The following is an 11,820-nucleotide window of genomic DNA, read 5'->3' as shown; positions in this document are numbered from 1 at the left end:
CTACCAGCGCGCGGCCCAGCGCTCGAGCGGCACGCGCGCCGCGTTGCAGACGTAGCTCACCGCGTGGTACCAGCCCGCGAGCATCATCAGCTCGAGACACTGCGCGTGGTCCCAGTGCTCGCCGAGGGCATGCCACAGCGCATCGTCGATGTCGCCCGTGTCGTGCAACTGGTCGACCATGCGCAGCAGCAGGGCGTCGCGCGGCTGCAGTGGGGACAGGTCCGCGTCGCGCCCGGCCGTCGCCCGCCGCTCGGCCTCGCCGAGGCCGGCCGCGTCGGCGAAGCCGCTCCAGTGCACGCCCCATTCGTACTCGGCACCGCAACGCGCGCACACGCGCAGGATCACGAGCTCGCGCTCGCGCAGCGAGATCGAGGCCTTGCGGCCCAGGAAGTGGCGGCCCAGCTCCAGCGTGCGCTCGGCGAGCCGGGGATTCACGGCCAGCACCCGGAACAGCGCCAGCACCTCGGGGGCCTGCGGTGGCGTCATGCGCGCGAGCAGTTCGGCGATGCCTTCGGGGTAGGGCGCCTCGAGCGGCGGGATGCGGGGCGCGGTCTCTGCAGTCATGGGGGGCTCCTTGCATAGAATGGCTTGAAATCGCTACGAAATTCGTAGCGATGACCCAGTCTATCGCTACGAAATGCGTAGCGAAGTAACGCACGCGACTCGCCCCCGACCATGCAAGAGAACGATCCCGCCGAAGCCCCCGCGGCGCACCGCCGTCCCGTCATGCGGCTGCTCGAGCAGCTCGGCCGCAAGGGCACCCTGCGCGTGCTGTGGGAGCTGCGCGACGGCCAGCCGCAGAGCTTTCGCGCGCTGCGCACCAGTTGCGGCGAGATGTCGCCCTCGGTGCTCAACGACCGCCTCAAGGAGCTGCGCGCCACCGGGATCGTGGCGCTGGGCGACGCGGGCTATGCGCTGACCGAGTCGGGCGCCGAGCTGGTGCGGCGGCTGAAGCCGCTCAACCAGTGGGCCGACCGCTGGTTCGTCCCATGACTTAGGGCACTTCCGAGCACCGGGGGCGGTCCCCAGAATCGTCCCGATGACCAGCGCCGCAGCCCGCGACCCGAACGGCGAGCCCCTCGACCGTGCCCTCGCGCAGCGCGTGCTGCGCGAGCACCTGGGTTCGTTCTACGGCTCGCGCAACGTCTCGGTCGCCACCCACATCGGCTTCGCCATCGCGCTCGGCGTCGCCACCTTCGAGCGCAGCTCGGTCGCCGCGCTGTCGTGGCTGGGACTGGTGGTCGCCACCGATCTCGCGGTGCTGCTGGCGCCGCGCTGGCATGCCGGCATCCCCGATGCCATGAGCGCGGCCTGGGCCCGCCGCTATGCCGCGCAGGTCACGCTGCTGAGCCTCGTCGCGGCCCCCGTGCCGGCCTTCTTCATGGCGCCCGACGACCTGGTGACGACCACGCTGCTGGTGGTGGTCATCATGAGCGGCTGGACCCGCTCGATGCAGTCGCTGTGCTCGCTCAAGCCCGCGCTGTACGGCTACGGCATCCCGATGATGGCGGGGCTGGTGCTCGCGCTGGCCTGGCAGGGCGACGGCGTGCACCTGTTCCTCGCGGTGTTCGGCGCGGTGCACCTGGTGCTCACCCTGCGCATCGCGACGCGCCAGCACCGCGTGCTCGACGAGGCGCTGCGGCTGCGCTTTCGCAACGAGGTGCTGGCCGCGCGGCTGGGCGAGCAGGTGGTGGCCACCGAGCGCGCGAGCCAGGAGAAGAGCCGCTTCCTCGGCACCGCGAGCCACGACCTGCGCCAGCCGCTGCATGCGATCGCGCTGTTCGGCGCGGCGCTCGAGAACGAGCTGCGCCACCGTCCCGAAGGCCGCAACGCCGAGCGGCTGATGCGCGCGGTGCAGGCGCTGGGCCATTCGCTCGACACCATGCTCGACGTGTCGCGGCTCGATGCCGGCGTGGTCGCGCCGGTGCTCGACGCGGTGCCGCTCGATGCGATGTTCCTCACGCTCAACCACACCTTCTCGGCCCAGGCCGAGCAGCGCCAGCTGCAGCTGCGCGTGCGCGCCAGCGGCCTGTGGGTGCGCAGCGATCCGCAACTGCTGCACCGCATGCTGTCGAACCTGATGGACAACGCGCTCAAGTACACCTGGCGCGGCGGGGTGTCGGTGATCGCGCGCGAGCGCGGCGAAGTGGTGTGGATCGAGGTGCGCGACACCGGCATCGGCATCGCGCCCGAGCAGTCGGGCCGGATCTTCGAGGAGTTCTACCAGATCGACAACCCCGGCCGCGACCGCTCGCGCGGGCTGGGCATCGGGCTGGCGATCGTGCAGCGGCTGTCGCGCCTGCTCGGCCATCCGGTGCAGATGCATTCGCGCCTGGGCCGGGGCACGCACGTGCGCGTGGTGGTGCCCGCCGCGCCGGCGCGCGACGAGGCCTGCGCGCCCGCCGTCGCGGCCGCGCCGCCATGGCGCCAGTCCTTCACGCCCGCGCCTTCGTTCGGGCCGCGCGCGCCGATGCCGCGCATCGAACCGATGCCGCGCCGCGTGCTGCTGGTCGACGACGAGGCCGACATCCGCGATGCCATGACCGGCCTGCTGCGCCAGCACGCGATCGACCTGCATGCGGTGGCCGACGAGGCCGCCGCCGCGCAGGCGCTGGCGCGCGCCGGCGCCGAGGGCCGGCCCTACGACCTGCTGTTGTGCGACTACCGGCTGGCCGACGGCTCCGACGGCCTCGACGCCGGGCTGCGGTTGCGCCGGAGCCAGGGCGGCCGGTTGCCGCTGCTGCTGGTGACCGGCGAGACCGCGCCGCCGCGGCTGCAGCGCGTGCGCGAGTCGGGCGTGCCGGTGCTGTTCAAGCCGGTGGTCGAGGAGTCGCTGCTGCGCGCCATGGCCGCGCTGTGGACCGAGGCCGGACGCGGCGGGACTTAACATCCGCCGATGTCCACCACGACGCTGCTGCTGCAACTCATCGTCATCCTCGGCACGGCCCGCGTCTGCGGCTGGGTGCTGCGCCATCTCGGCCAACCGGGCGTGGTCGGCGAGATGGCCGCCGGCCTGATGCTGGGTCCCGCCGTCATGGGCGCGCTGTTCCCCTCGCTGCATGGCCAGATCTTCGCCAGGGAGTCGCTCGGCGGCCTGTCGGCGCTCGCCACCGTGGGCCTGGTGCTGTTCATGTTCGTGGTCGGCCTCGAGCTGCGCGCCTCCCAGGGCGTGAAGGCGCAGCTCCGGTCGGCCGGCTGGGTCGGCATCGCCAGCGTGGTCGCGCCGCTGGGCCTGGGCCTGGCGATCGCGCCCGCGCTGCATCCTTCGCTGGCACCGGCCGGCGTGGGCTTCTGGCCCTTCGCGCTGTTCATCGCGGCGGCACTGTCGATCACCGCGTTCCCGGTGATGGCGCGCATCCTCAAGGACCGCGGCCTGACGCGCACCCCCTTCGGCCAGCTCTCGCTGGGCGCGGCCGCGGTGGTCGACGTCTTCGCCTGGGTGCTGCTGGCCTTCGTGGTGGCGCTGGCCGGCGCGGGCGAGGGCTACCTCGGGCTGCTGCGCACCGGCGGCGGCGCGGTCGCGCTGTTCGCCTTCCTGTTCCTCGGCCTGAAGCCGGCTTATGCCTGGCTGCTGCGCACCCGCGCGCCCGACGGCGAGCCCTCGACCACGGTCCTGGCCTCGCTGATGATCGGCCTGCTGGTCTCGGCCCTGCTCACCGAATGGCTGCACCTGCACGCGGTGTTCGGCGCCTTCCTGTTCGGCGCCTGCCTGCCGCGCGACGATCGCCTGCTGCGTTCGCTGCAGGAGCGCATCGAGCCGCTGTCGATCGTGCTGCTGATGCCGCTGTTCTTCGCGCTCGCGGGACTGGGCACCACGGCCAGCGCCTTCTCGGGCGCCGGCATCGGCGCGCTGCTGCTGATCGTCGCGGTCGCCAGCGTCGGCAAGCTGGCCGGCGGCGCGATCGGCGCGCGCCTGGCCGGCTACGGCTGGCGCGACAGCCTGGCGACCGGCGCGCTGATGAACGCGCGCGGACTGATGGAACTGATCGTCATCAAGATCGGCCTCGACGTCGGCCTGATCGGCCCCGAGCTCTTCACCATGCTGCTGGTGATGGCGCTGGCGACCACGGCGATGACGGGGCCGCTGATCAACCTCGTGATGGGGCGCGAGGCGCGCGCGGCCGAGGCGGCGCGCGTGGAGTCCTAGCGCGGCGTCATCGACGGCGCCGCGGCCGCCGCCTGCGCGCGCAACTGCAGCGCCGCTTCCAGCCGCATCCGTTCCTCGGGCGTGAAGAGCTGCTGCTTCATCTGTTCGAGCGACTGCGCGTCGGCCTTGGCCGATTGCAATGCCGCGTACTGCGCGAGCCGCCCCTGCCAGTCGCGTTCCTCGCGGTCGAGCTGCGCGAGCTGCTGCGCGGCCGGCGCGCCGTACTGAGCGCTGCGTTCGGCGAAGCGTTCCTGGTCGCTGGCGCCGCGCGCCTCGAGCGCCGCGGTCTGCGAGGCCACCTGGAGCTGGGCCACGGTCTGGGCGCGCTGCGCGCGCTGGGTCTCGCCGAGGCTGCGCTCGTTGTCCTCGAGCGCGGCCTGGCGCTGCGCGGGCGTGAGGGCGGTGTTGCGCTCGATCTCGAGCCGCGCGAGGCTGTAGCGGTCGAAGTCGTCGTCGGCACCGAACAGCGCCTGGTATTCGTCGGGCATGAAGTGCTGTTCGCGCACCCGGCGGCGCGCCTCGACCGTGTCGCGCAGCGCGCGCGGATCGCCGAGGTCGGCCGGCAGCTGCAGCGCGCCGAGCGCCACGCGGTAGTCGACGTAGCGGCCCAGCAGCGCGCGGGCGCGCGCCGCCTCGTGCGGCGCGAAGTGCGCGGGCACCAGCGCCTCCACGCGGCGCTTGAGGTCCTCGGGGCTCGCGGCCTCGCCGGCCTCGAGCAGCAGCGCCTCGATGCGGTCGCGCAGGTTCGGCGTGAGGAAGCTGTCGGCGATGGCGGAGGGCGCGGCGGGCGCGATGGCCGCGGGTGCCCGCGGCAAGGGCGCGAGACCGGCCGACGCGGCCTCGCCCGTGCGCGCCTCGCTTTCCGCCGGGCCCGACATGCCGAACCACCAGCCGCCGAGCGCCACCACCGCGGCCGCGGCCAGAACCAGGGGCCAGCGGCGCGTCACAGGCCGATCTGCTTGAGGCGGGTGGCGTGCTGGCGGTACAGCGCGACCGGGTCGGGCGCGAGCCAGTCGCGCACGCCGAGCAGCTGGTTCACCTCGTCGAGGTGGTTCTGGCGGTAGTCGCCCAGGTGCTTGCCCAGGCGCGAGGAGCACACGGCCACCAGCCCGTCGTTGGTCTCGCCGAAGCTCAGGCTCAGCAGGCCGAGCGAAGCGTCGCTGGGGTCGAGCAGGTTGGTCACGGGCTGCTTGCCGGTCCACGAGTAGTAGCGCACGCCATTGACCACCTCGGCGCCGTCGCCGCAGCCCGTGGGCACGGCCTGCGGGAAGCGGCGCGTGAAGTCGGCCGAGCCGGCCGCGGTCAGCGAGTTCAGCGCGGCCACCGGCATCTGCGGCAGCCCGGTGCCGCCCGAACCGAGGTTGATGAGCGCGACGAAGGCATTCACCGCGCCGTTGAGCACGCTCTCGCCGAGCGAGCCGGCCGGTACGGTGCCGCGCAGGATGTCGGCCACGCGCGAGCCCTTGTTCGGACCGGCCACCGAGGTCACCGAGGCCACCAGCTGCGGCGCCACGCCGGCCACGTAGCGGATGGTCGGGCCGCCATGCGAATGGCCCACCAGGTTGACCTTGGCGGCCCCGGTGATCGCCATGATGTTCTTCACCTGGGCGAGCAACTGCTCGCCGCGCACCTCGGTGCTGTTGGCGGCCGACACCTGCGCCACGAACACGCGCGCGCCGCTGCGCTGCAGCGCCGAGGGAATGCCGTACCAGTAGTCGACGCCGAACAGCGAATCGAAACCGAACAGGCCGTGCACGAGCACGATGGGGTACCTGGTCTGGGTGGCGGTGTCCTGCGCCTGCGCGGGCGCCGCGATGCCCAGAAGGCTCAGGGGGCCCAGCAGGGCGAAGACCGTGGAAAGAAGCGCCAGGCGGCGCAGCAGGCCACCGAAAAATCCATTCATGCTCATCTCCTTGGGTGCCGGTTAATAAAACGAACGTCCGTGCTTTTTATTGAGGGCGGATTCTTGGGGGCGCGGCGCCTGTGCCATATCGGGATAAACCCGGCTTGGCCGACGAAAGGTACGCGCAGTTCCGCGAAAGAAGCCCAAAGTTCTCGGGCGTTGCGTGTGCGATGAAGAAGAAAGGCGTCAGCGGCCGAAGGCGGCCGAGCGCCCGCGCGTCACGGTTGCGTTGGCACCGTGAAGCCGATGCGCGTCGTGCCGTCCTGGCTGGCCGCGAACACGCGCCCGCCATGCATGCGCGCGATGGCCTCGACGATCGACAGGCCCAGCCCATGGTGGCGGGCCGAGCCGTCGCGCGCCGGGGCCGCGCGGTAGAAGCGCTCGAACAGCCGCGGCAGCACCTCGGGCGCGATGGCGGTGCCGCGGTTGACGAGCACCAGCGCGATCGCGTCGCGCTGGCTGCCCGGGCCGCTGTCGGGGCCGATCTCGATCGCGACGGTCGATCCCGGCGCCGCGAAGCGGATGGCATTGCCCAGCAGGTTCGACAGCGCGCGGCGCACCAGCGCCGCATCGACGTCGACCCTGGCATCGCCTTCGACGCGCGCCTGCAGCCCGGCCTCCTCGAGCATCGCGTCGTGGAAGTCGATCACGTCCACCGCCTGCGCCGCCAGGCTCACGGTCGCGCGCGAGCGCGTCGCGCCGCCGCGCTCGGCCTGCGAGAGAAACAGCATGTCGGTCACGATGCCCGAGAGGCGGCCGATCTCCTCGAGGTTGGAGGCCAGCACCGCCTGCAGCTCCTCGTTGCCGCGCGGCCGGGTCAGCGCGAGCTCGGTCGAGCCGATCAGGTTGGCCAGCGGCGTGCGCAGCTCGTGCGCCACGTCGGCGTTGAAGGACTCGAGCTGCACGTAGGCGCGCTGCACGCGCAACAGCAGTGCGTTGAACTGCGTGATCCAGGGTTGCAGTTCCTCGGCGAAGGCCAGCGCGTCGATCGGCTCGTTGGGCCGGTCGGGCGCCATCGCCGCGGTGCGCTCGGCCAGCGCCTTCAGCGGCCGCAAGCCGCGCCGCACCAGCCAGAAGCCGGTCAGCGAGACCAGCGCCGTGCCCAGCAGCACCGCGCCCAGCAGGGTCCAGGCCAGGCGCTCGAGCAGGCGCGCGTCGTTGGCCACGCTGATGCCGATCGAGACCGTGAGCGGCGCGGCCTGCGCGCCCGGCGCGCGCCACGGCATGCGCAGGTCGCTGCGCACCCAGCGCCCGCCGGCCGGCGGCGCGGAGCGGAAGATGGTGTCGCCCGTGGCCGTGACGATCGAGAGGCTGAACTCGTCCTCCATCGAGAAGAAGTCCTCGAGCTTGTGCCGCAGGGTCGAGAGATCGCCGGCCTTCTCGCTCTCGGCCAGCAGGTGCTGCACCAGCTCGGCCTTGTGCGCGATCTCGGTGTCCTGCTTGGCGCCGAAGTTCCAGGCCGTGACGAGGTAGACCGCGAGGCACACCACGCTCAGGCCGAAGAAGGTCTGGGCCGCGAACCAGAGCGACAGCCGGCGGCGTATGGAGGGGGCGCGCATGCTCGCCGGGAGAGGGACGGGAGACCGGGCCCTCAGGCCCAGGAGCGGTCTTCGAGCACGTAGCCCATGCCGCGCACCGTGTGCAGCAGCTTCACCTCGAAGGGATCGTCGATCTTGCCGCGCAGCCGGCGGATCGCCACCTCGACCACGTTGGTGTCGCTGTCGAAGTTCATGTCCCACACCTGCTCGGCCAGCGTGGTGCGCGACAGGATCTGGCCGCGCCGGCGCAGCAGCACGGTCAGCAGCATGAATTCCTTCGAGGTCAGGTCGACGCGCTTGCGCGCGCGCTGGCACTTGCGGCTCGCGAGGTCGAGCTCGAGGTCGGCCAGACGCAACACGGTGGCGTCTTGGGCCTGGCCGCGGCGCAGCAGGGCCTGGATGCGCGCGAGCAGTTCCGAGAACGAGAAGGGCTTGACCAGGTAGTCGTCGGCGCCCTGCTGCAGGCCGTTCACGCGGTCCTCGACCTTGTCGCGCGCGGTCAGCACCAGCACCGGGACGTTCTTGGTGCGGCGTATCGCCTTGAGCACCGCGAATCCATCGATGCCGGGGAGCATCACGTCGAGCAGGATCAGGCCGTAGTCGCCCTCGGTGGCCAGGTAGCGGCCCTCGATGCCGTCGCGCGCGATGTCGACGACGTAACCGTTCTCCTCCAGGCCTTTCTTGAGGTAGTCGCCCAGCTTGGGCTCGTCCTCGATCACAAGAATTCGCATCGCCGGATGGTAATGAAACAGGGGCTCCGCGGGGGGTTACAAATTCGTAATCCGTCTGACGGACAAAGCCCTTTCGAGGCGTCGTACATTGCGCTGCACCCGCGTTCCGTGGGGTCTTGAGAGGCCCGGCAACGCAGGTGCCGTCGATATACTCCCGCTCCCATGCGCCGCTGGCTGTTGATCTTCCTGGTGTTCCTGCTTCCGCTCCAGTACAGCTGGGCGATGTCGGCCGCCTATTGCGCGCACGAACAGGACGCGCAGACGCAGCACTGGGGCCACCACGAGCATCCGGGCAACGCGGCCGAGGATCGCAGCCACGCCGACGCGGGTACGTCGAAGGACGCCGGCAACGTGCCGAATCCCGCGATCGGCGACTGTGCCCTGTGCCACTTCGGTCATGCGCAGCATGCCGTGGCGGCGCCCGCCGAAGTGCCCGGCATCGCCTTCGTTCCGCAGGGCCCGCGCGCCGTGCTCGCCGAGTCCTTCGACTCCCACATCCCCGAAGTGCCCGTGCGCCCCGCATGGACTCTCGCCGCCTGATCCGGCGAGAGCAAGCCTTCATTCCCTTTTCGCACTGACACCGTTCATGCACTGAGCTCTCGCCGGATTTTCCCGTTCGTTGTTTCGCAACCCAGGAGAATCCGATGCGCACGCTCTTCGTGCCGCTGGCCGTGTTGGCCTTGGCGGTACCCCCGGTCTTCGCCCAGCCTTCGCTGCCCACGCAGCAGGCCGCGACCGGCACTTCCACTTCTGCTGCCTCATCGCAGGCCTCCGCCAGCCTCGAGCCCGCGGGCCCGCTGACCCTGCGCAGCGCGCTCGCGCTGGCGTTCCAGGCCAACCCGGGCCTGTTCGCGGCCCGGCGCGAGCGCGAGGCCACCGATGGCGCGCTGGTGCAGGCCGGCGCCTGGCCCAATCCCACGCTCGACGTGACGCTCGAGGATACGCGGCGCGACAACCGCACCACCACCGTCCAGCTGAGCCAGCCGATCGAGCTCGGCGGCAAGCGCGCGGCGCGCGTGAGCGCGGCCGAACGCGCGCGCGACCAGGCCGAGTCCGCGCTCGCGGCCAAGCGCGCCGAACTGCGCGCCACCGCGATCACGCTGTTCTTCGAGGTGCTGTCGGCGCAGGAACGGCTGCGGCTGGCGCAGGACTCGGTGGGCCTCGCGCAGGCGGCCACGCGCGCCGCGGCCAACCGCGTGGCGGCCGGCAAGGTCTCGCCGCTCGAGGAAACCCGCTCGCGCGTGGCCGAGGCCGGCATCCGCGTCGAGCTGATGCAGGCCGAGGGCACCCTGCGCACGGCGCGCCAGCAGCTCGCGGCGCTGTGGGGCAATCCGGCGCCGCGCTTCACGCAGGTCGAAGGCGCGGTCGATGGCCTGCCGCAGCCGATGAGCGAGCAGGAGATAACGCTGCGCCGTGCCGAGGCACCGGCGTTGCGCCAGGCGCGGCTCGAGGTCGAGCGCCGGCGCGCGCTGTCCGAGCTGGAGCGTGCCAAGCGCATTCCCGACGTGACCGTGTCGCTGGGCGCCAAGCGCGTACCGGCTTCCGAGGGCGAGGGCGGCACCGGCGGTTCGCGCCGTGACCAGGTGGTGCTGGGCCTGTCGGTGCCGCTGCCGATCTTCGACACCAACCGCGGCAACCTCGCCGAGGCCCTGAGCCGCGAGGAGAAGGCGCGCGACGAACTCGCGGCCGCCGAACTGCAGCTCGGCGCCGACCTGGCCCAGGCGGGCGAGCGGCTGCGCTCGGCGCGCGCCACCGCCGAGACCCTGCAGCGCGACGCGCTGCCCGGCGCGGCCGAGGCCTGGCGCGCGGCCACCAAGGGCTTCGAGCTCGGCAAGTTCAGCTTCCTCGAGGCACTCGATGCGCAGCGCACGCTGTTCCAGGTGCGCGCGCAGTACCTGCTGGCGCTGGCCGAGGCGCACCGCGCCGCGGGCGAGCTCGACCGGCTGCTCGGCACCGAGGGCCTGTCCGACGACCTCGCCACCCCGGCCCCCGCGGCCGCCATTCCCGCCGCCACCCCCCATTCCGCTGTCACCCGCTGAGGTTTCCCATGAGCATCGAACAAGAACGCAAGAACGCCGCGCCCGCCGTGGGCCGCAAGCAATGGATCGCGATCGCCGTCGTACTGGCCGCGGGGCTGGCCGTCGGCGCGCTGATCCTGCGCACCGGAGGACCGTCGAAGCCCGTCGGCGGCCACGCCGAGTCGGCCGCGCATGCCGACGAGGAGCACCACGAGAGCGGCAAGGAAGCCGCCGGCCATGGCCATGACCACGAGGAGGCGAAGGGCCATGCCGATGGCGAGCACCACGAGGAGGAGGGCAAGGGCGAGAAGAAGGCCGCGGCCGGCGACGACGGCCACGGGCACGGGGCCAAGGAGGAGGCCAAGGGCGAAGCAAAAGGCGAAGCGAAGGGCGAGACCAAGGCCGAACCCAAGGCCGCCGCCGGCGGGCACGAGGGCGAGGACCGCAGGATCGCCTTCACCGAGGCCCAGATCCAGGCCGCCGGCGTGGCGATCGAGACCACCGGCCCCGCGAACATCCGCACCGCGCTGCAACTGCCGGGCGAGATCCGCTTCAACGAGGACCGCACGGCGCACGTGGTGCCGCGCGTGCCGGGCGTGGTCGACAGCGTGCCCGCCAACCTCGGGCAGGAGGTCCGGCGCGGCCAGGTGCTGGCGGTGATCTCGAGCCCGGCGCTGTCGGAGCAGCGCAGCGAGCTGCAGTCGGCGCAGCGCCGGCTCGAGCTGGCGCGCAGCACCTATGAGCGCGAGAAGAAGCTGTGGGAGGAGAAGATCTCGCCGCAGCAGGACTACCTGCAGGCGCAGCAGGCGATGCAGGAGGCGCAGATCGCGGTCGCCAACGCCAACCAGAAGCTGCTGGCGCTCGGCGCCGTGCCGGGCTCGGGCGGCGGCGCGCTGGGCCGCTACGAACTGCGCGCGCCCTTCGACGGGCTGGTGGTCGAGAAGCACATCTCGCTCGGCGAATCGGTCAAGGAAGACGCCAACGTCTTCACCGTCTCCGACCTGTCCACCGTCTGGGCCGAGATCAGCGTGCCCGCGCAGCACCTGCCGCTGGTGCGCACCGGCGAGACGGTCAACATCCGTTCCACCGCCTTCGACCAGGTGGCGCAGGGCAAGGTCTCGTACGTGGGCGCGCTGCTCGGCGCGCAGACGCGCACCGCGACCGCGCGCGTGACGCTCAACAACCCGCAGCGCGTGTGGCGCCCGGGGCTGTTCGTCAACGTCGAGCTGGTGGCCTCCGAGCTGCAGGCGCCGGTCACGGTGTCGGCCGAGGCGGTGCAGAGCGTGGAGGACAAGCCCACCGTGTTCCTGCGCGTGCCCGGCGGCTTCATGCCGCAGGCCGTGCAGACCGGTCGCAGCGACGGAAAGCGCATCGAGATCACGGGCGGCCTGAAGCCGGGCCAGGCCTATGCCGCCGCGGGCAGCTTCGTCGTCAAGTCGCAGCAGGGCAAGGCCTCTGCGACCCACACCCACTGAGGACGCAC

At 72.0% G+C, this 11,820-nt stretch carries 11 protein-coding genes; 6 read left to right on the top strand and 5 right to left on the bottom strand.

The annotated features are described in order from the left end of the window. The gene (locus AC1HIL_RS25900; RefSeq protein WP_479670355.1) at nt 1-564 is read right to left on the bottom strand and encodes a carboxymuconolactone decarboxylase family protein; all 564 of its coding nucleotides are present in this window, start codon (nt 562-564) and stop codon (nt 1-3) included. A gap of 111 nt (nt 565-675) precedes the next feature. Between AC1HIL_RS25900 and AC1HIL_RS25895 the strand changes: the two genes are divergently transcribed. The 3 genes from AC1HIL_RS25895 to AC1HIL_RS25885 are packed head-to-tail and all read left to right on the top strand — an operon-like array spanning nt 676 to nt 4,147. Next, nucleotides 676-993, top strand: a complete 318-nt coding sequence (locus AC1HIL_RS25895; RefSeq protein ID WP_057594853.1) for a winged helix-turn-helix transcriptional regulator — start codon at nt 676-678, stop codon at nt 991-993. A 46-nt stretch (nt 994-1,039) separates the two neighbouring features. Then, complete coding sequence (locus AC1HIL_RS25890; RefSeq protein ID WP_479670354.1) at nt 1,040-2,887, top strand: ATP-binding response regulator; 1,848 nt, start codon at nt 1,040-1,042, stop codon at nt 2,885-2,887. A gap of 9 nt (nt 2,888-2,896) precedes the next feature. Next, nucleotides 2,897-4,147 (top strand): cation:proton antiporter, encoded by a 1,251-nt coding sequence (locus AC1HIL_RS25885; protein WP_479670353.1) that lies wholly within the window; start codon nt 2,897-2,899, stop codon nt 4,145-4,147. Here the strand turns inward: AC1HIL_RS25885 and AC1HIL_RS25880 are convergent. From AC1HIL_RS25880 to AC1HIL_RS25865, 4 genes are all read right to left on the bottom strand, one after another. Beyond that, nucleotides 4,144-5,094: a lipase secretion chaperone gene (locus AC1HIL_RS25880; RefSeq protein ID WP_479670352.1), complete on the bottom strand. Its 951-nt coding sequence runs from the start codon at nt 5,092-5,094 to the stop codon at nt 4,144-4,146. The two genes, AC1HIL_RS25885 and AC1HIL_RS25880, sit on opposite strands and share 4 nt — an antisense overlap. Continuing rightward, nucleotides 5,091-6,050, bottom strand: a complete 960-nt coding sequence (locus AC1HIL_RS25875; RefSeq protein WP_479670351.1) for an esterase/lipase family protein — start codon at nt 6,048-6,050, stop codon at nt 5,091-5,093. Before AC1HIL_RS25875 ends, AC1HIL_RS25880 begins: the two co-directional genes overlap by 4 nt. 218 nt (nt 6,051-6,268) lie before the next feature. Then, entirely contained in the window at nt 6,269-7,609 is a 1,341-nt protein-coding gene (locus AC1HIL_RS25870) for a heavy metal sensor histidine kinase (RefSeq protein WP_479670350.1), read from the bottom strand. A 32-nt stretch (nt 7,610-7,641) separates the two neighbouring features. Beyond that, the gene (locus tag AC1HIL_RS25865) at nt 7,642-8,319 is read right to left on the bottom strand and encodes a heavy metal response regulator transcription factor (protein ID WP_057594849.1); all 678 of its coding nucleotides are present in this window, start codon (nt 8,317-8,319) and stop codon (nt 7,642-7,644) included. Between the two features lie 162 nt (nt 8,320-8,481). Between AC1HIL_RS25865 and czcI the strand changes: the two genes are divergently transcribed. The 3 genes from czcI (at nt 8,482) to AC1HIL_RS25850 (ending at nt 11,812) form a co-directional block, all read left to right on the top strand. Continuing rightward, nucleotides 8,482-8,859: a cation efflux protein, CzcI family gene (gene czcI, locus AC1HIL_RS25860; RefSeq protein ID WP_057594848.1), complete on the top strand. Its 378-nt coding sequence runs from the start codon at nt 8,482-8,484 to the stop codon at nt 8,857-8,859. A 104-nt stretch (nt 8,860-8,963) separates the two neighbouring features. Then, nucleotides 8,964-10,358, top strand: coding sequence for a TolC family protein (locus AC1HIL_RS25855; protein ID WP_479670349.1), 1,395 nt, complete (start codon nt 8,964-8,966; stop codon nt 10,356-10,358). 8 nt (nt 10,359-10,366) lie between these two features. After that, nucleotides 10,367-11,812, top strand: coding sequence for an efflux RND transporter periplasmic adaptor subunit (locus AC1HIL_RS25850; protein ID WP_413762912.1), 1,446 nt, complete (start codon nt 10,367-10,369; stop codon nt 11,810-11,812). Nucleotides 11,813-11,820 lie beyond the last annotated feature (8 nt).

This window comes from Variovorax sp. ISS6 (assembly GCF_056523145.1).
Note: the sequence above shows the minus strand (reverse complement) of the source record. Positions and strands in the feature narration are given on the sequence as shown.